The organism is Brevibacillus daliensis (assembly GCF_021245735.1).
Taxonomy (GTDB): Bacteria; Bacillota; Bacilli; order Brevibacillales; family Brevibacillaceae; genus Brevibacillus_B; species Brevibacillus_B daliensis.
The window spans coordinates 47415-65937 of the sequence record NZ_JAJISB010000036.1; the positions used below are offsets into that span (position 1 = coordinate 47415).

The 18523-nt window shown below is 42.4% G+C and carries 13 protein-coding genes, 1 pseudogene and 1 riboswitch; of the genes and pseudogenes, 8 read left to right on the forward strand and 6 right to left on the reverse strand.

Annotated features, from left to right (window positions below; translation table 11 throughout):
* The first annotated feature begins 50 nt into the window (after positions 1 to 50).
* The gene (locus LM917_RS20490) at positions 51 to 848 is read left to right on the forward strand and encodes an AIR synthase family protein (protein WP_232699573.1); all 798 of its coding nucleotides are present in this window, start codon (positions 51 to 53) and stop codon (positions 846 to 848) included.
* Between the two features lie 194 nt (positions 849 to 1042).
* Here LM917_RS20490 and LM917_RS20495 read toward each other — a convergent pair whose 3' ends face one another.
* Positions 1043 to 1822, reverse strand: coding sequence for a hypothetical protein (locus LM917_RS20495; RefSeq protein WP_232699574.1), 780 nt, complete (start codon positions 1820 to 1822; stop codon positions 1043 to 1045).
* 115 nt (positions 1823 to 1937) lie between these two features.
* On the opposite strand from LM917_RS20495, the gene LM917_RS20500 reads away from it, so the two are divergent.
* On the forward strand, positions 1938 to 3206 hold the full coding sequence (locus LM917_RS20500; RefSeq protein ID WP_232699575.1) for an RsmF rRNA methyltransferase first C-terminal domain-containing protein: 1269 nt from the start codon (positions 1938 to 1940) through the stop codon (positions 3204 to 3206).
* A 694-nt stretch (positions 3207 to 3900) separates the two neighbouring features.
* On the opposite strand, the pseudogene LM917_RS20505 reads toward LM917_RS20500, so the two are convergent.
* From LM917_RS20505 to LM917_RS20520, 4 genes and pseudogenes are all read right to left on the reverse strand, one after another.
* Positions 3901 to 5352, reverse strand: a pseudogene (locus LM917_RS20505) (DEAD/DEAH box helicase); the annotation flags it as partial.
* A gap of 97 nt (positions 5353 to 5449) precedes the next feature.
* The gene (gene pepV, locus LM917_RS20510; protein ID WP_232699576.1) at positions 5450 to 6904 is read right to left on the reverse strand and encodes a dipeptidase PepV; all 1455 of its coding nucleotides are present in this window, start codon (positions 6902 to 6904) and stop codon (positions 5450 to 5452) included.
* Positions 6891 to 7652: a GTP pyrophosphokinase gene (locus LM917_RS20515; protein WP_232699577.1), complete on the reverse strand. Its 762-nt coding sequence runs from the start codon at positions 7650 to 7652 to the stop codon at positions 6891 to 6893. Before LM917_RS20515 ends, pepV begins: the two co-directional genes overlap by 14 nt.
* 768 nt (positions 7653 to 8420) lie before the next feature.
* Positions 8421 to 8903, reverse strand: coding sequence for an N-acetyltransferase (locus LM917_RS20520; RefSeq protein ID WP_255668467.1), 483 nt, complete (start codon positions 8901 to 8903; stop codon positions 8421 to 8423).
* 189 nt (positions 8904 to 9092) lie between these two features.
* Here LM917_RS20520 and LM917_RS24670 point away from each other — a divergent pair, with 189 nt between their 5' ends.
* Both LM917_RS24670 and LM917_RS20530 read left to right on the forward strand, forming a co-directional pair.
* The gene (locus tag LM917_RS24670; protein WP_232699579.1) at positions 9093 to 9704 is read left to right on the forward strand and encodes a TetR/AcrR family transcriptional regulator; all 612 of its coding nucleotides are present in this window, start codon (positions 9093 to 9095) and stop codon (positions 9702 to 9704) included.
* A gap of 324 nt (positions 9705 to 10028) precedes the next feature.
* Positions 10029 to 12176 (forward strand): YhgE/Pip domain-containing protein, encoded by a 2148-nt coding sequence (locus LM917_RS20530; RefSeq protein WP_232699580.1) that lies wholly within the window; start codon positions 10029 to 10031, stop codon positions 12174 to 12176.
* Between the two features lie 67 nt (positions 12177 to 12243).
* Here the strand turns inward: LM917_RS20530 and LM917_RS20535 are convergent, their stop codons facing one another.
* Positions 12244 to 12411: a hypothetical protein gene (locus LM917_RS20535; protein ID WP_232699581.1), complete on the reverse strand. Its 168-nt coding sequence runs from the start codon at positions 12409 to 12411 to the stop codon at positions 12244 to 12246.
* 130 nt (positions 12412 to 12541) lie between these two features.
* Positions 12542 to 12643: riboswitch (purine riboswitch) on the forward strand.
* A gap of 187 nt (positions 12644 to 12830) precedes the next feature.
* Here LM917_RS20535 and ade point away from each other — a divergent pair.
* From ade to LM917_RS20555, 4 genes are all read left to right on the forward strand, one after another.
* On the forward strand, positions 12831 to 14591 hold the full coding sequence (gene ade / locus LM917_RS20540) for an adenine deaminase (protein ID WP_232699582.1): 1761 nt from the start codon (positions 12831 to 12833) through the stop codon (positions 14589 to 14591).
* A gap of 462 nt (positions 14592 to 15053) precedes the next feature.
* The gene (locus LM917_RS20545; protein WP_232699583.1) at positions 15054 to 17546 is read left to right on the forward strand and encodes a U32 family peptidase; all 2493 of its coding nucleotides are present in this window, start codon (positions 15054 to 15056) and stop codon (positions 17544 to 17546) included.
* A gap of 14 nt (positions 17547 to 17560) precedes the next feature.
* Positions 17561 to 17788 carry a DUF1128 domain-containing protein gene (locus LM917_RS20550; RefSeq protein ID WP_232699584.1) on the forward strand — a complete coding sequence of 76 codons (228 nt, stop codon included), beginning with the start codon at positions 17561 to 17563 and terminating at the stop codon, positions 17786 to 17788.
* 158 nt (positions 17789 to 17946) lie between these two features.
* On the forward strand, positions 17947 to 18411 hold the full coding sequence (locus LM917_RS20555; protein ID WP_232699585.1) for a GNAT family N-acetyltransferase: 465 nt from the start codon (positions 17947 to 17949) through the stop codon (positions 18409 to 18411).
* Positions 18412 to 18523 lie beyond the last annotated feature (112 nt).

Consider the following 18523-nt stretch of genomic DNA (forward strand, 5'->3'; position numbering starts at 1 on the left):
AAGCCTTAGTTGCACTTATGCAGATTAGAATTTCAAAAAAGGAGTAGGATATGACTTTTCCATTTATCATTAACCCAGCACAACAATTACGTAAAGTACGCGATCTGACCCTTTTTCACATCAACAAAGAACAGTTTCTTGTCATCGCCTGTGATTCGGATGGAGGAATCGGATCAAAACAAGGCGACGTCGTTCAGGTTTCAGCTGATACGCTAGGACGCTTCGCTGTACGCGTGCCTTTATTTGAACAAATAGCCTGTGGCTCTTCACCTTTTCTGGTAATCGACTGTCTATCTGTAGAAATGGAGCCTACAGGACGAGAAATCATTCAGGGTATCAAAAATTATGCTGCTGAAGCAGGGCTAGCCGACGAGCTACAATTCACAGGAAGTACCGAAGAAAATGTACCCACCATACAGACGGGGGTGGGAATTACTGTGTTAGGTTTAGTTCCTGCCAAGAGTTTCTATCCAGGTACTACACGCCCAGGTGATGTCATTGTATGCGCTGGTTTGCCAAAAAGCGGACCAAAGCACGAGGTACGTTTAGATGACCCTGAGATTCTCTCCCTCCAGGAATTAATGTGGCTTCGTTCGAAGCAGGGTGTCCACGACATCATCCCGGTTGGGTCAAAAGGAATTCGCTATGAGCTAAATGAAATGATTGCTTATTCTCAGGATTTTCATAGCCACCAAATCGAGTGGATCACTGATTGTCCGCTTGATTTAGCGGAATCGGCTGGGCCATCCACCTGTGCCTTATTCAGTGTGGCTCAAGATGAGTTAACATCTATTCGTAGCCAACTGACTGCTCCTATTCATCCGATTGCTTATGTGAAGACCATATAAATAAAAAACATTCCGTTCCCTTATTTCAGAGGGGGCGGAATGTTTTTTTTCAGCATGATTTTTTATCCATTCTAATCAAACAGAGATATCCAGCTCTCTGCTTTTTTGTGTGCAACTAGGCACATTTTTATTGATCAAAAACATACTCATTAGGGAGTATGCTCTTTCGTTCTTTTCTGATTACGATGCTTTTGTTACAATGTTTTTTGTGTTTGAGCAGCGTATGTTCTCGATTCCTGAATGTCAGGGAGCTGTTTTACCAGCATCAAAATGTTTTCTACATACAAAAAATGACCCTCTAATAACTCAATATCTTTAGGCTCAAACTTATCAATCTGCAAAAATTGTTGCATCTCCAGTATGTATCTCTCCAGTTTAAGTGAAAACTGATTGGCAAGTAGCATCTGATCAACCTCAGGATGCTGTATCTGTAGCCGTTGGATCTCATTATACATTTTGGTCGCTGCGTTAATCAGTTCATAGGCAGCACGCTCTGCCGTAGTTGCTTCTGAACTCTTCTCTTCCCTTCTTGTCTGACGCAAATCTGACATGTACGTGATAAAATGATACATCGTCAAAAATACCGGACCTAAAAAGAGAATAATTCCTGCTTTATACACGTGCTCATTTGTATAACCGGACACAAGAACAAACAAGTGATACAGAATGGCTACCATCCAAACATATATGATCACCTGATGGCTAATTTTCCCCATGTCTCCCTGCTTAGAGAAGACGAGAGTAAAGCCAATCAAATATAAAGCTAATAATGTAAAGCTAGCTGAGAAGAAGGCCATTTCCATTTCCAACAGCCATTTTGCATCTTCTGGTATCGTAATAAAAAACTGAAACGAGAAGATAAGTAATGTAAAGATAAGTCCCATTACCCAAAACTGACCCACTTCACGATCAATGCGCCGTTTCGCGCGTACCTTGGTCCGAACACGGGATCTTTCTGAACGGGAGTTCCTCACGTCTTTCACCTCACTTACACTCAAAATATTTTCGTCATTATTCGTCAATATCCTTTAGAAAAATTGAAGTTTAGTTATATCCATACCTTTCACACTATGTAAAAAGGAGGCTTACATGAACATTGCTTTACCCGAAACATTTACTACCCGAATGAAGCAAATGCTTGGCAAAGAGGAATTCAAAGCCTTTCTGGCTAGCTACACACAAGAGCCTAAACAAGGTCTGCGTGTGAATCTGTTAAAAACAACCCCGAAAAATTTTCTTACTCAAAGTCCCTTTCCATTATACCCAGTCCCGTGGAATCAGTCTGGATTCTATTATGTAACCACAGATCGTCCTGGCAAACACCCTTATCATGCTGCTGGTCTCTATTATTTACAGGAACCAAGCGCAATGTCTGTAGCAGAATCGTTACAAGTTTCTCCTGGAGAACGAATTCTTGACCTGTGTGCCGCTCCTGGAGGCAAATCTACCCAAATCGCAGCAGCCTTACAAAGACAAGGACTTCTTATAGCAAATGAAATACATCCCGTACGTGTAAAAGCATTATCGGAGAACATAGAACGTCTGGGCATTCCCAGCACCATCGTCACCAATGAAAATCCTGAAAACCTCGCAAGCCATTTCCCCAGCTTTTTCGACAAAATCGTAGTTGATGCACCTTGTTCAGGTGAAGGGATGTTTCGTAAATTACCGGAAGCCATCAACGACTGGTCAGAAACCAAGGTATTTGAATGTGCAACGATGCAACACGATATTCTAGATTCAGCTGTAACCATGCTAAAAGAAGGTGGGCTAATCGTCTACTCTACTTCCCGTCTTTGGCCGCATCGCTTGGAAGGAGAGGGACATTATTTGGCTGTATTACGTCACCATCCCTCTTTATTACTTAATCGGGAAGAAGAGTCACCCAAGCAAGCGAACAAGAAAAAAGAAAAGCCAAATAAACAGGCAAGTAGTGTAAAAGAAGCCTTCACTTTTTGGGAGAGCTTTGTATCTGAGAACTTGCTTCAAGCACCTGATTGTGTAGGCGGCGAGTACTTACTGTTTGGGGAGCAACTATATCTACAACCTGAGGAATCACTCTCTCTGGAAGGGATTAAAGTTGCACGACCTGGGCTGCATCTGGGCACGGTGAAAAAGAACCGTTTTGAACCTTCCCATGCACTAGCCCTCGCATTACAACCAGAGGACGCTCTGCACCGCTGTGACCTATCTTCAACCGATGAACAAGTCTATCGTTATCTCCGAGGCGAAACTTGGGTTTCAAACGCACCTGCGGGATGGACTTTAGTAACTGTTGATGGCTATCCATTAGGCTGGGCGAAATCAGCAGGTGGTCAGATGAAAAATCATTATCCAAAGGGATTACGCTGGTTGTAATTACGATGGGGGAAACGACCCATATATGAATGTTTTACGTTATATACCCAAAAGTCGTTTCACATTAGCTAAACTTTTTTAATACTATCAACCATCACTAAAAAGATAGCCCAATCTGCATCAGCATGAGCTGGTCAGATTGGGCTTTTTCTTCTTTACGTTTTACTTATCTTTTACCTGATCTATTCGGAGCTGAATTCCGGCTTGGACCAGTACCTTGACCACGTCTTGGAGCTTGACCTCTGCTTTGACCTTGGTATCCACCTTGACCGCCTTGACCTCTGCTTTGACCTTGATATCCACCTTGGCCGCCTTGACCTCTGCTTTGACCTTGATCTCCACCTTGGCCGCCTTGGCCTCTGCTTTGACCTTGATATCCACCTTGGCCGCCTTGACCTCTGCTTTGACCTTGATATCCACCTTGGCCACCTTGACCTCTGCTTTGACCTTGGTATCCGCCTTGGCCGCCTTGACCTCTGCTTTGACCTTGATATCCACCTAGGCCGCCTTGACCTCTGCGTTGACCTTGATATCCACCTAGGCCGCCTTGACCTCTGCGTTGACCTTGATATCCACCTAGGCCGCCTTGACCTCTGCGTTGACCTTGATATCCACCTAGGCCGCCTTGACCTCTGCGTTGACCTTGATATCCACCTAGGCCGCCTTGACCTCTGCTTTGACCTTGATATCCACCTTGGCCGCCTTGACCTCTGGCTTGATTACCTTCACCTTGACTTCGGTTTTGTCCTTGTGCTGGCTTTTTGCCCTTTGAAGCTTTGGCTGCCTTGGCAGCTTTTTTCGCTTCCTCACGCTTTTGGTTACGAGTATATTGTGTTTGCCACTCTTCCAACTCGCGTTTTAGTTTTTTCTTATAGCCAGGCTTAACTTTTTTATTCTTTGTCAATGCCTCTTTTAACGGTGCTTCTTTCTCCGCTTTTTCTTTCTGCTTTTGGACAGCTTTTTCTTTACGTAGCTCTGTATAGTGTACTTCACGTTCCCCAGAACGAGCTTTGCGACCTGCATCCAGATGGCGCGTATGCATTAGCAATTTTTCCGTAATCTCCGCCTTCGTCCCTTTGGCAAAACGAGCCATTGTGCTCTTTTGACGAGGAGTAATGAAAGAGATTGCGTTTCCTTGCTGATTAGCACGACCTGTACGTCCCACGCGGTGGATATAGCTTTCCACATCACTTGGGATGTCGTAGTTGAAAACATGCGTTACCCCTTCAACATCTAGTCCACGCGCAGCAATATCAGTAGCAACTAACAACTGGAACTTCACTTTGCGGAAATCTTTCATCAATGTTTCCCGCTTGTTCTGAGACAAGTCACCATATAACGCTCTCGCCTCATAGCCTGCTTCTTGCAAGCGAGCAGTCAGGATTTTAACACGCTGCTGGGTATTGGCAAAAATAATCCCCAGGAATGGTTTTGCCACTTCAATCAAATCGAGAAGAGCATCCATTTTATCCGATTGGTTAATCACATAATATTCCTGTGTGATATTTTCAACGGTTTTTTGCTTGGATTCGATCTTAATGTGTGGAGGCTGTTTCATGAATCGTTGTGCCAACTTTTTAACTAGGTCAGGCATAGTTGCAGAGAAGAGCAACACCTGTCTGCTACTTGGTGTAGACACAATAATTTTTTCCACGTCTTCTAAAAAGCCCATCTCCAGCATTTTATCCGCTTCATCCAATACAAGCGTATGAATGCGTCCAAAATGGAGAGTCTCACGACGCATATGATCCAGAACACGACCTGGTGTACCCACCACAATCTGTACGTTCTCCTTCAGTTTGTTCATCTGACGCTCAATATCTGTACCGCCATGCAGTGATAACACATTAATATTCAAATGTTTACCCAGTTTCTGAATCTCTGCTGCGATTTGGATAGAGAGTTCACGTGTCGGAGTTAAAATAAGAACTTGAATGTCCTTTTTGTCCTTTTGCAGTTTTTCCAAAGTTGGCAGGACAAAAGCTGCGGTTTTACCAGTACCCGTCTGGGCCTGTCCAATCACATCTTTTCCTTCCATAATCAATGGAATAGCTACTTCCTGAATCGGTGTTGGTTCTTTATAGAACAAATCGGAAATACCTTGCATGATTTCCGGTCGAAAACGAAATTGTTCAAATGTAGTCATATATTCACTTCCTGTAAACTTATCGTCCTTCTTGACAAACACTTTCTTTATAGTATATAAGTATTTCCTAAAACACAAGAAAGATATAGTACAGATGCTATTCCTTTGCTAATTCATATATTGCCTGAGCATAGAGTGTAGTAGCTCTCAGTAAGTCTTCGAGTAACAAATATTCGTCACGCTGATGTGCTGTATCTTCCCTGCCAGGGAAGAGTGGGCCGAATGCTACTCCCACATCTAAAGCGCGCCCGTATGTTCCTCCACCAATTGCTACTAATGTTGCTTCTTCGCCTGTTTGCTCTGTATATACCCGTTGTAGCGTAGTAACCAACTGATGATTAGGATCGACACGATGAGGTCGTTGATGTTTTTGCATCTCCATCTCGTATCCGTGTGCAATAGCGATTCCTCGTACACGAGGCTCCCAGAATTCGAATTCGGCTGAGTGTGGGTACCGAATGTTCAAGTATATTTCTGCTATTCCATCCGCCTGATAAGTAAGAATACCAGGATTAACAGTAAGATCGCCCATTTCCAAATTGGTTTGTGCAATCGTTAACGCTTTTCCGTCGTGTTGCTCATATAGATATTTTTCCAGAAACGCTACAAAAGCTGCTCCACGTTCATCAAGCGAATAACCTGACAGGAAATGTGCAAGATGTGTTCCAGCATTTAATCCCTTAGCAGGGTCCATCCCATGTACCGATATTCCTTGCATAGTGAGAACAAGTCCATTTTCAGTCTTGACCACGTCCCCACGGTTTCCTCCATCTATTAAAAAGTTACGAAATGCCTCATCGATGGATTCGGCTTGCTCTGGAGCACAAACAAGCTCTGCCCGAGCGAGATCTGGAACCATATTTACTCGTAGACCAGAATGGAAGGAACGCAAGAAAGCAACCTTCCCTACCTGCTTACTCGCAGCTAACCGAGCATCCTGTCTGGTGTTAAAACCGTCTGGTGTTTGTGTTAACGCCACAACTGTTAAGCCTTTTTCAGCAAAAATGATGGGAAAATCAGCGTCTGGTGTAAAGCCCATTGTTGGCATTTCTTCATGTTCAAAATAGTGTTGAACACACTGCCAGCCTGATTCCTCATCCGTACCAAAAATTAATCGAACCCGTTTTCCAAGAGGTAATCCTGATTCCTTAACAATCTTGGCAGCAAAAATAGCCGCCATAGCTGGTCCTTTATCATCAAGTGCACCACGAGCAATGATTTTGCCCTCGATGATTTCTGCTGCGAATGGAGGCACGTTCCACCCATCTCCTGGGGGCACGACATCCACGTGACTAAGTACACCTACCAGTTCCTCGCCTTGACCAAATTCACCGTGTCCGGCATACCCATCCAGATTCTTCGTAGTCATTCCCAGCTTTTCACATTGATGTAAGGCAAACTCCAAGGCTTGACGAATTCCTTCACCAAATGGTGCTCCTGACTGTATCGTTTCTGGATCATACACACTGTTAATACGAAGAAACTGCTGAGTTTCCTGCAGCAGTTCCTCTTTATGTTTTTCTACCTCTTCTTTCCAATTAATTACGCTCATCCCGTTCCTCCTCTTTCACCTGTTGCAATGCTCGACTATGCTCATGTTCAAAAAAACTAGATTCTGTCCCCACATCAACATCAAGTTCTAATTCCACTATGCTTAATAACGGGTCGATCGGTGATTCTTTCTTACGTGTGAACTCCACTTGCGCTTCTTTAATTTCATCACGTATTTTATTCATCTCATTATCTAAAGTATACGATGCTTTCGCAGACTCAATCAGACGTTGTTTAATCTCTTCTGGAATGATGCCCTCATACTTATAATTGAGAGAATGCTCGATAGTTGCCCAAAAATTCATCCCGAGCGTCCTGATCTGTATTTCAACCGGTATGGTCTTAGGTCCATCTACAGTCATAATCGGATACTCGACAGCTATGTGGAAACCTCGATACCCTGTCTCCTTTGGTTGGCTGACGTAATCCTTCTCCAGATAAATCTTCATATCTTGTCGGTTTCTGAGCATTTCAACTACAACCGAGATATCATCGATGAACTGACAGATAATGCGTAAACCAGCAATGTCACGTATCTCCCAGGCAATGTTTTCATTAATGGGAAAATGAAGACGACTCGCCTTGTTATATATGCTGTTAATTGATTTTACCCGTCCCGTCACGAATTCAATCGGAGAATGATTCGTACGCTTCCTATATTCAATTCTTGAATTCTTCAATTTGACTTTTAACTCTTCTACTGCTTGTTCATATGGCAATAGGTACAAGTCCCAATCCATCTTTTGCACACTAATTCCCTCCGACTTGGATTCCTTGTCCTTATAATTATTTTACACCAACATCTGGATATCCTGCTTGAGACTACCTTTGTGATGGTTGAACCGTTGAGAAAAACCTAGCTTTCCTCCAACCATTGTGGAGAAAACCAGCTTCTCTTTTCACCCTTCGCTAAAAGTCTTCGCCCCGCAAGGGGCTGTACTGTCCGCTCCGCATTATTTATCGGGGAAGCTCAAAACGATGTCTTCACTGTAAGACTTGCTTGGTCTCGCTTCTTTATCCCGATAAATAATGCTCCGCTGGGGCGGGCTTCGCCAAGACGCTCAGTATGAAAAGAGAAGCTGGTTTTTCATGCTGTTGTTTCTTATTCTGTCTTTCCACTGAGGCCCTTTGCAGAAGAAGCACATTTTTTATTTAGAACTATTTAAGGTCCTACCTAGCTACACAATAAAGAGTGCGGATTAAAAAGTGCAACCCATGAGATACTTCGTAGCATCGCACCCTTTTGCACTTTCCGCACTCTTTGCCCAGTAGCGGACAGTTTTAGCTCCCTTGCGGGACCTTAACGAGTTTACAGATTAGAAAACTTGGCTTTACCAAGCCTTGGCGCAGGCAAAGCCTTAGTTGTACTTATGCAGATAGGAATTTTTATAAATTCCTATCTGTCAAAAAATGTGCTTCTTCTGCATACCCACTACAGTAGTACCTACCTTCTTATATAGTCAAAAACGGGAAGAGTCCAGACAAGTCTGGCACATTCTTCCCGCTCTCCTGTTATATTATTCCTGAATATCTTGCTGTGTATAACGTATCATGGCGATTTCATCGCACATCGGAAGTTTTGAACAATTTATGCAATCTTTCCACACTTTTTGTGGCAAAGTTTCTTTTTGTACAATGTGAAAATTACATTTATGAAAAAAATCAACCTGATACGTAAGGGACAGCACCCGCTGAATGCCTAAATTGGTAGCTTGCTCCACTAGTGCTATCACAATCTTTTTACCTATACCAAGGCCTTGAGCACGTTCAGCTATAGCTAGTGAACGTATTTCAGCAAGGTCTTCCCAGAGGATATGCAGACCTCCCATGCCGATAACCCCTTGACCGTCATACGCTACGATAAATGATTGCAGATGCTCGCAGATTGACAGTTTCGTCCGTGGTAGCATCAGCCCTTTGGCAGCATTAAAATTAATAATTTCTAACATTTGATCCACATCTTGTATGGTTGCCTGGCGAACGACCAGCGTACCTGTCATACCCACGAAAACATTCCCCCACTCATGTTGAATACTCTATAAATGTATAATAATTCATATTTACAAATAAATATACAATCAAATGCCTTTTTTTGCAAAGTCTTTTTTGGGGTAAATTGCCTTCTTCTGCAAGTTTTACACAGAAAAAAAACATTCCTATGTTATACTGCTGATTAGGAGGTGTTCCGTGTGACGACTCGGAGAGAACGAAAAAAAAGAGAGACCAAGCAGCGTATCTTCAATGCCGCCATTAAGCTATTTAAAGAACATGGTTTTGAAGCAACGACAATTGATATGATCTCTGAAGAAGCAGATGTAGCGCGCGGGACAATTTTTCTACACTTCACTTCAAAAGAAGCGATTCTTGCCAATTGGGGCTATGAACGATTACAAGAAGTTGAGGATCGTCGCGAAGAATGGGATTACGGTAATAGTTGCAAACAGAAGGTCCTGCGTATTTATAAAATTCTGAATGAAGTTAACATCCAAAACTACGATTTTCTTAAGGTTTTAATCGAGTCATCGATGAAGCATCGTAAGGTTTTGGAGTCGGAGAAGAAAAACATGTACTTCGAACTACGTGAGATCTTCTCTGATCTGATTGAAGATGCCCAGGAAAAAGGACGATTGAATAACAAATTCAATCCGCTGATTGCAGCAAACATGCTGGAAAACATCTACTACAATGCGCTTTATGATTGGGTCCGTAACGACGGCGGTTGGCCATTGGAAGAAATTATGGAACAAAAGGTATCCATTGTCTTTGAAGGACTGGATAATGGCAACGATTCGCAACCTTAGTATACTAACACATCGATGAAAGAAGCCCTTGGCGAATTTTCTCCACGGGGCTTCTTTATTTGTCTACTTATCTATTTTCTACATGGGTAAACCAAATACCAGAGTAACGAGTATGTGTTTGATATTTTTTATTCACTATTATTTAATTTTGGCATAGAATATATTTTTGGTACAGATTAATCTAAAAAATCTTTTCCCAAAAATAGGGGACAATAAGGAAACCTTCTTTTGATAGCTCTTCGAAGAAGCTGGTATTTCATTAGAAGATGTTCATTATAAGAAAAGGAAGATCGCCAACCCAATGATATGGATAGGAGTCTTGGTATGAAGAATATCATTCAGATATACATAAGAGATGTAAAAAGAATCGCATCAAATTGGGTAGCTGCTGTCATAATCGGGGGACTGGTATTTTTACCTTCCCTATATGCTTGGTTTAATATTGAAGCTTCATGGGACCCTTACAGCCAGACAAGCGGTATAAAAGTAGCTGTTACCAATCTTGATCATGGTACCACGATACGTGGTACCATGCTTAATCTCGGAGAAGAAATCATTGCATCTCTGAAAGAGAATAAACAGATCGGCTGGCAGTTCGTAGATGAGAAAGAGGCTCTGAGAGGGGTTCAACACGGGGATTATTATGCTACCATTACCATTCCAGCCAACTTTTCTGAAAAAATTGGAAGTGTATTATCCAAAGATCCGCAAAAGGCTGAAATTATTTATAACGTAAATGAAAAAATTAATGCGATCTCTCCCAAAATCACTTCCAAGGGAGCATCTTCCATTATCGGGCAGGTAAATGAGAATTTCATTAAAACAGCCAATGGAACGATTTTTCGTATCTTCAACGAGATTGGAATTCAATTGGAAAGCGAGCTGCCTTCCATTATAAAATTGATTGATTTTATTTTTAAACTAGAGGCTGCCTTCCCTGAGATTAAGCATGTGGTAGGAACAGCAGAACAAGATATGGCGAAAGTGGATGCGATTCTTCTAAAAGCAGAAAAGGATCTTCCCGTCATTACTCAGCTTGCTACGGATGCAGAAGAATTAACCAAGAACGTAGGGGAATTTCTTACTCACAGTGAAGATGCCATCGGGATGCTTTCTCCTTACATTAAGGAAAATCTTTTATTAGTTCAACAAACGGCTGTTTCAATAGAAAAGCTCCTTGGAATTTTAAAAGATGTTAGTTTTATACCCAAAGTGGCAGAAAAAGAGTTGAAACGAATCGAAGGAAAACTGGATACTGCTGAACATATCACAGATCGGTTATTATCTGTTTTTCGACCGCTTTCCAATTTGACAGGTGGCCGTCTTCATTTTGTTACTGATAAGCTCGAACGGATTCAAGACAAGTTTAACAATCAAATCTCTATGCTAAAACAGATTCGAGAAGCGATTAATCGTGGAGAGAAACCAGCAGAACAGATTGTTAACAATCTGACTCAGCTTGCAAGAGATACATCACAAGCGATTGATGATTTACTTTTTAACTATGATACACAGATTGAACCGATTATCATCCAAGGAATCGAAAAGGCAAAGCAAGGAATGACTAGTACTCAAGGTGTCTTGCAAGATGCCATCGCCAGTCTGCCAGATGTTAATAAAATCCTTCAAGATGCCAAAAGCGGCTTAGCACTCGGCAGTAAAGAGCTGTTGAATGCAAAACAAAATTTGCCGGAAGTAGAAAAAAAAGTGAAGAAACTGGCTAATTACATTCGCAAGTTAGAAAAGGAAGGAAATCTGGATGAACTGATTTCACTGCTAAAATTGAATGCAGAAAAAGAGAGTCAATTCTTTGCAGAGCCTGTTGTACTAAAAGAAAATCGACTATTCCCTATTCCCAACTACGGCTCAGCCATGTCTCCTTTTTTTACTACCCTTTCACTTTGGGTAGGTGCATTACTGCTAGTTTCTTTACTGAGTGTGGAGATTCATGAACCTGGTCTAACGTATAAGAGCTACGAGGTATATTTCGGCCGCTATTTCACCTTCCTGACACTAGCTGTGCTTCAATCGATTATGGTTACGCTTGGTGACATTTTTATATTGGGAGCCTATGTCGTGAATATCTTCTGGTTCGTCTTGTTTGGAATGATATTGAGTGCTGTCTTTATGCTGATTGTGTATACGCTTGTATCTGTATTTGGCAATGTAGGAAAAGCAATGTCGATTGTCCTGTTGGTGCTTCAGCTAGCAGGCTCAGGTGGGACGTTCCCTATTCAGGTTACCCCACCATTTTTCCAAGCCATCTATCCTTTCCTACCCTTTACGTATGGAATTAGCATGATGCGAGAGGCTGTCGGGGGAATCATCTGGGAAATTATCTATCGTGACCTCTTCATGATGGCAGTTTATGCAGGTATTGCTCTGGTTATTGGGTTGGCATTGAAAAATATCATTAATAGCTCAACCTCTGATTTAGTTAAAAAGGCAAAAGAAAGTAAGCTGATCCACTAATGACTCACATAAAAAACTCTCTAACTGGTACTTACGTTAGAGAGTTTTTTGCGTATGTATTCCCTTACTAAAACCCACCTGGTAGTTTATCCGAGATAACAAGAAAAAAAGTAGCAATGGGACCCAATAATAAAGAAATAAGAAACCAATTGAATCCACTCCTATTTTTTCCTTGGGCCAAACCAGCATTAATTAATGATAGCGTACCCCAACCGACGAAAAATGAATTATCCATGTTCTCCTCCTTTTATAATCTGATCTGTATCGTCTAAATTTATTAATATTAATAAAATTATATCATGAATCGTAGTTTATATTATTATTCCATTGACTTCCCCATGTCCTCCCACGTACAATACAAAACAATATCTATAAATAAATCACCACGTATAATAATAGGAATATGGCCTATAAGTCTCTACCGAGCTACCGTAAATGGCTCGACTACGCGGATAGAGTTAGCAGGGATCAGTAGTAAGTAAAAATGGGATGATGAATGGATAACGATTCTCCCTTTGACTTACGCGATTCTTTCTTTCTTGTCGGTGTATGGAGAACCCTCATGTTGGAACTTGAGGGTTTTTCTATACCCTGGGCAAGAAATAACAACTTTTCCGTCCTATCAATATAAGATATGAAGGAGCGAACAACATCATGAAAAACCTGCAACTCACATCACAAATCCACGCATCTGCTGGTAGAAATCAAGCTGAACTTGTACTAAAAAACGGAACAATTATTAACGTATTTACCGGGGAGCTATACCAGGCTGACGTAGCGATAACTAATGGAATGATCGTAGGTATCGGTAAATACGAAGGTAATGAAAACATAGACGTAACAGGCAAATATATTAGTCCTGGCTTTATTGATGGACATGTTCATATTGAATCATCCATGGTTACCCCTGCTTCATTTGCTAATATTGTATTGCCACACGGGGTTACTACCGTCATTTGTGACCCACATGAGATTGCTAATGTATCGGGAGCAGCAGGCATTCAATATATGCTAGATAGTTCTGAAGGACTCGATCTGGACGTACACGTCATGCTTCCGTCCTGTGTTCCTTCCACCTCTTTTGAAAATGCGGGAGCTATCTTACACGCAGACGACCTGAAGCCTTTTTATCAACATCCACGAGTTCTAGGCTTGGCGGAAGTAATGGATTATCCTGCTGTACTGCGTGCAGACGAGGATATGGTGCAGAAGCTGGCTGATGCTAGGAACGTGAACAAAAAAATCGATGGTCATCTTGCAGGACTCTCCCATGATGCCATTAATGTATATATGACAGCTGGTATTCGTACCGACCATGAAGCTGTAACCATTGAAGACGCACAAGCTCGTATACGCCTAGGTATGTATCTCTTAATTCGCGAAGGCTCTGCTGCTAAGGACTTAACGAATCTCATTCCGGTTGTTAATGACCTAACAGCTACTCGCTGCCTGTTCTGCACTGATGACAAGCATCTGGAAGACCTACTCGAGGAAGGTAGTATCGACCACAACGTGCGTCTGGCGATTCAACATGGTGTTGATCCAGTTACAGCTATTCGCATGGCTACTTTAACTGCTGCTGAATGCTACGGCTTCTCAGAAAAAGGAGCTGTTGCTCCTGGGTATATCGCTGACCTGTTGGTTCTCGATAATGTAGAGCAAGTCGAGATTGCTCAAGTCTATAAAAATGGAAAGCTGATTGCCAAGGAAGGTAAAATGGTGGCAGCTCCTGCAACGGTTTTGCCTGCTCCTGAAGCTTTAACAAACACCGTGAACAATGCTTCCGTAACTACGGAGAGCTTGCACATTAAACTGGATGGCATACAGGAAGCGCACGTGATCGATGTAATTCCGAACAAAATTATCACCAATCATCTGATACAAAAGGTTCAAGCAACAGATGGACAATTTGTTCCTTCCATTGAACATGATCTGGCAAAAATGGTGGTAATCGAACGTCATCACGCTACTGGTCACGTTGGCCTTGGTATTGTAAAAGGCTTTACCTTACATGGCGGGGCCATCGCTACCACTATTGCTCATGACTCCCATAACATTATTTCGGTTGGAATGAACGATGCAGATATTTTACTTGCCGTACAGACCTTGAAACAGATAAATGGCGGTTTGGTTGTTGTAAAAAATGGTCAGATACTTGCCTCCCTATCTCTTGAAATCAGTGGTTTAATGACGAATCGAGATGTGAATGATGTTCTTCGTGAACAGCATCGACTAGACGCAGCTTTACTTGAGGTAGGAGCTTCTCAGGAGTTTTCTTGCTTCTTGACACTCTCCTTCCTTGCTTTACCTGTTATTCCAGCTCTGAAGCTTACCGACATGGGCTTGTTTGATGTAGAACACTTTCGACATATTGATGTAACCGTCCATAAGAAAACGGTCCCTGTGCTTTCGTAATTCCATACATGCATCCCCCAGTATCTATATCTATGATATTTGGGGGTTTTGTTTACAGATGAGGCTTTGCCTGCGCCAAAGGCTTGGCAAAGCCAATTTTTCTAATATGCTCATTGGTAATGTTTTGTACCTATCTAGCACATCTTTCCCTTGCTCCACACTCTAACTTCTCCTATGATGGAGGTTAGAGATTTTATCTGTATTCCCCCTCTTTCTTTGTCTAAACTTGCTAAAGACCGGGGTATGCTGATAGAGAAGAGAGACAACTCGACTTACAAGACGAATCGATGTAACATTTTTTCTAATAGAATGACGAGTGTAACAGTGCGTAGCAAAGGAAGCTAGAATGAAGAAGCATGTTTTTGGTCAGCAGGTAGATGAAGATCAAAAATATGCTTCTTCCGCCTATTTCTCCTGTAGCTCCACCCCATTTTGAAAGAGTAGTTGGAGGTTTTGCATAACGTGAAGAATCAATTAAGACGTGAAGATGTTGAGCTGTTAGCTCCTGCGGGTAACTGGGAGTGTATGAAGGCAGCCGTTGCCAATGGAGCAGACGCTATCTTTTTTGGCGTAGAAAAGTTTAATGCGAGAGCACGTGCTGAGAACTTTCAGATGAAAGAATTGCCAGAGATTATGGCATATTTGCATATGTATGGAGTAAAAGGTTTTCTTACCTTTAATATATTGGTGTTCGAAAATGAGCTGGAAGATGCCAAAGAACTGATTGAAGCCTGTATTGACGCCGGGGTAGATGCTGTAATCGTACAGGACTTAGGGTTAGTGAAGCTGATTCGTGAGCTGAGTCCCGATTTCCCTATCCACGGTTCCACACAGATGACCATTACTTCTCCAGAGGCTGTAGAATTTACGAAGCCATTTGATATGGAACGTGTCGTTCTAGGAAGGGAAAACTCGTTAAAAGAAATCCAGAAGATCGGGGAAAAGGCGAAACTTCCCATGGAGGTATTCGTCCACGGAGCACTATGCGTCTCCTATTCTGGGCAATGCTTGACCTCCGAAATGTGGGGCGGTCGCTCCGCGAACCGTGGTGAATGTGCGCAGGCTTGTCGTCTTCCCTACGATTTAATTGTGGATGGTATTCAAAAAGAGATGGGCAACATCGCCTATCTGCTTTCTCCAAAAGATTTAGCTGCCATCGATATTATGCCAGAGTTGATTGAAGCTGGGGTTACCTCCTTTAAAATAGAAGGTCGTATGAAAACTCCTGAATATGTAGCCAATGTTGTGAGTAAATATCGTTCCGCAATTGATCGCTATTTTACTGGAGATGAGTCCAAGCCTAGCAAGGAAGAGGTTCGTGAACTGCAACAAAGCTTCTCACGCGGATTTACCCACGGGTTCCTAGAAGGAACAAATAACCGCTTGCTCTTGGACGGTAGCTTTCCGAAAAGCCGGGGCGTTTATCTAGGAACCGTTAAAAAAGTATTGAAGCAAGCACTGCTTGTTGAGGTAAATACACCACTTAAGCGTGGAGATGGTATCGTATTTGACGCGGGAGATCCTACTCAGAAGGAAGAAGGCGGACGTGTCTACGATATTTTGGATCGAGGAAGAAAAGTAGAAGGCGAAGTAAAACAAGGTCTTTACGAGATTGTGATGGGGCGTAACGATGTAAAACTATCACGTATTCATGTAGGAGACCGTGTTTGGAAAACGAATGATCCTGAATTAAATAAACGTCTTCGTAAAACATTTGAAACCGAGAAGCCATACCGCACCTTCCCGCTTGCCCTTCATGTAACTGGTAAGATTGGAGAGCCGCTTACTACGGTTTGGATTGATGAAAAAGCGAACAATGCTGTTACCATAACATCTAGTATGCCACTGGAACAGGCGATGAAGCGTCCACTTTCCGCTCCTACTCTGTTTGATCAATTCAGCCGTCTGGGAGGAACCTTGTTCCATCTCACAGAAGATCGTTTAACCGTAGATCTTACTGGTGATGTAATCGTGCCGATGAGCGAATTGAATCGCATGCGTCGGGAAGCATCTGAACAACTTCTGTATCTACGTCGTAAACCACCTGTTTACGTAAAGAACCAGGTAGCTGTATATGGTGATACGAAAGATTCTGTGCCTGTAACTAACCCTAATCTGATTGCACTTTGCCGTTCCCTTGAACAGCTTGCGGCAGCAGCGCAGACAGATGTTGATTTCTTATATGCCGATTTTGAATTTGTAAAGCAATACCCTGCTGCGGTTAAGCTAGCGCATCAATATGGTAAAAAAATTGCTTTGGCAACCATGCGTATTCATATGCCTGATGAAAACGGTGTACTTGCGCTTATCGCCAAAAGTAAACCAGATGCCATCCTAGTTCGAAATACAGGAGCGCTATATTACTACCTATCTCGTCAGGAAGAAATCAAGATACCATTGATCGGTGATTTCTCACTTAACATTGCGAACCATAAAGCAGTTGAGCTATTCATGGGCTGTGGTCTGTTACGTGTAACACCATCCTACGATCTGAACATTCAACAGATGGTCGACATGTTAGCAAAAGCCGATGCCTCCCAGGTGGAGCTCGTTATTCATCAGCACTTGCCGATGTTCCACACCGAACATTGTATCTATTGCACCTTTATGAGTGAAGGTACAGATCATACGAACTGTGGAACACCATGTGAAACATCTCGTGCTTCGTTGCAGGACCGTGTTGGCTTCTCTCACCCTGTTCGCGTCGATACTGGTTGCCGTAATACGGTATACAATGCTATCGACCAATCAGGTGCTGAGTATCTGCCAGAATTTAAACGTTTGGGTGTTGGCAGCTATCGAGTTGAATTCCTGGAAGAGGAACCTGCCCGCGTGCAGGAGGTCATCCAGTTATATAGAAAAGCATTGAATGGAGAAATCAGTGGTACAAAGGTATGGAAAACACTGAAATCAACCAATCAATTGGGAGTAACACGTGGACAACTAACCAAATAAAGGGGAGAAACAAGATGGCAAACCTGCAGGAAGCGACACAAGAAAACCTGGCCGTTCTGATTGATGGGATTAAAAGTAAGCTAAACATGGCTAATACACAAGTGATGCGTCCAGAAGACTTCAGCCTGGATTACTATGAGGATCTGCTCTATCTCTACAACATGGTACAAAAGAAAACATCATTCAGCATCAATGAAATGACAGCTATTGTTGAAGAATTAGGCAACATGCGCAAGAGCTAATACTTGGTGAACATAAAAGAGGAAGTGCCACTTTGGTTTCTTCCTCTTTTTTTCTGTGAAAAACGTCTTGACGTTTTTCATACAAGTGGATGTGACCGCTTGCGGTCCAACAAAACGGTCATGACCGTTTTATTAGAAAAAGGAGAGGACTCCCACATATGATATCCATTCGTAAGCTTGCCCCTGCTGATGCAGAAGCCTATCTGCAATTACGTCTCTTAGCATTGCAAGAAAGCCCGAATTCATTTAGCACTTCGTATGAAGATACGATTAAACATCCTGACTTGCGTTCCAAGTTCGAAGGAAGACTTACTCATCATCCCGATACAATTAACTTGGGAGCTTTCGATGGCGATAACCTGCTAAGTGTAGCAACAATCCGTCGGGAAAGTAACTCAAAACTACGTCACAAGGGCAGTATCGTAGCCGTTTATACCACTCCAGCAAGACGGGGAGAAGGTATTTCTCGAAAGGTAATAACCGAGTTAATCAACCAAGCCAAGCAGATGGATGGTCTTGAACAGCTACAACTGTCTGTTACAACTAGTAATACACCTGCTTATCAGCTTTATCTATCATTAGGCTTTGAGATGTATGGTACTAAAAAAACGCCCTCAAAATAGAAGGACGTTATCTTGATGAGTATTTAATGGTGTTGTGGTTAAAAGACTTTGTCTAAATGTGAGAAGTATGAGATACCTCAACTCACAACAAAGCAGAGGTCTAGTGTCAAAA

Excerpts from the sequence above, each read along its gene's own strand:
- LM917_RS20490 (WP_232699573.1), top strand. The coding sequence starts at position 51 with ATGACTTTTCCATTTATCATTAACCCAGCACAACAATTACGTAAAGTA.
- LM917_RS20500 (WP_232699575.1), top strand. The coding sequence starts at position 1,938 with ATGAACATTGCTTTACCCGAAACATTTACTACCCGAATGAAGCAAATG.
- pepV (WP_232699576.1), bottom strand. The coding sequence starts at position 6,904 with ATGAGCGTAATTAATTGGAAAGAAGAGGTAGAAAAACATAAAGAGGAA.
- LM917_RS20520 (WP_255668467.1), bottom strand. The coding sequence starts at position 8,903 with ATGACAGGTACGCTGGTCGTTCGCCAGGCAACCATACAAGATGTGGAT.
- LM917_RS20530 (WP_232699580.1), top strand. The coding sequence starts at position 10,029 with ATGAAGAATATCATTCAGATATACATAAGAGATGTAAAAAGAATCGCA.
- LM917_RS20535 (WP_232699581.1), bottom strand. The coding sequence starts at position 12,411 with ATGGATAATTCATTTTTCGTCGGTTGGGGTACGCTATCATTAATTAAT.
- ade (WP_232699582.1), top strand. The coding sequence starts at position 12,831 with ATGAAAAACCTGCAACTCACATCACAAATCCACGCATCTGCTGGTAGA.
- LM917_RS20550 (WP_232699584.1), top strand. The coding sequence starts at position 17,561 with ATGGCAAACCTGCAGGAAGCGACACAAGAAAACCTGGCCGTTCTGATT.
- LM917_RS20555 (WP_232699585.1), top strand. The coding sequence starts at position 17,947 with ATGATATCCATTCGTAAGCTTGCCCCTGCTGATGCAGAAGCCTATCTG.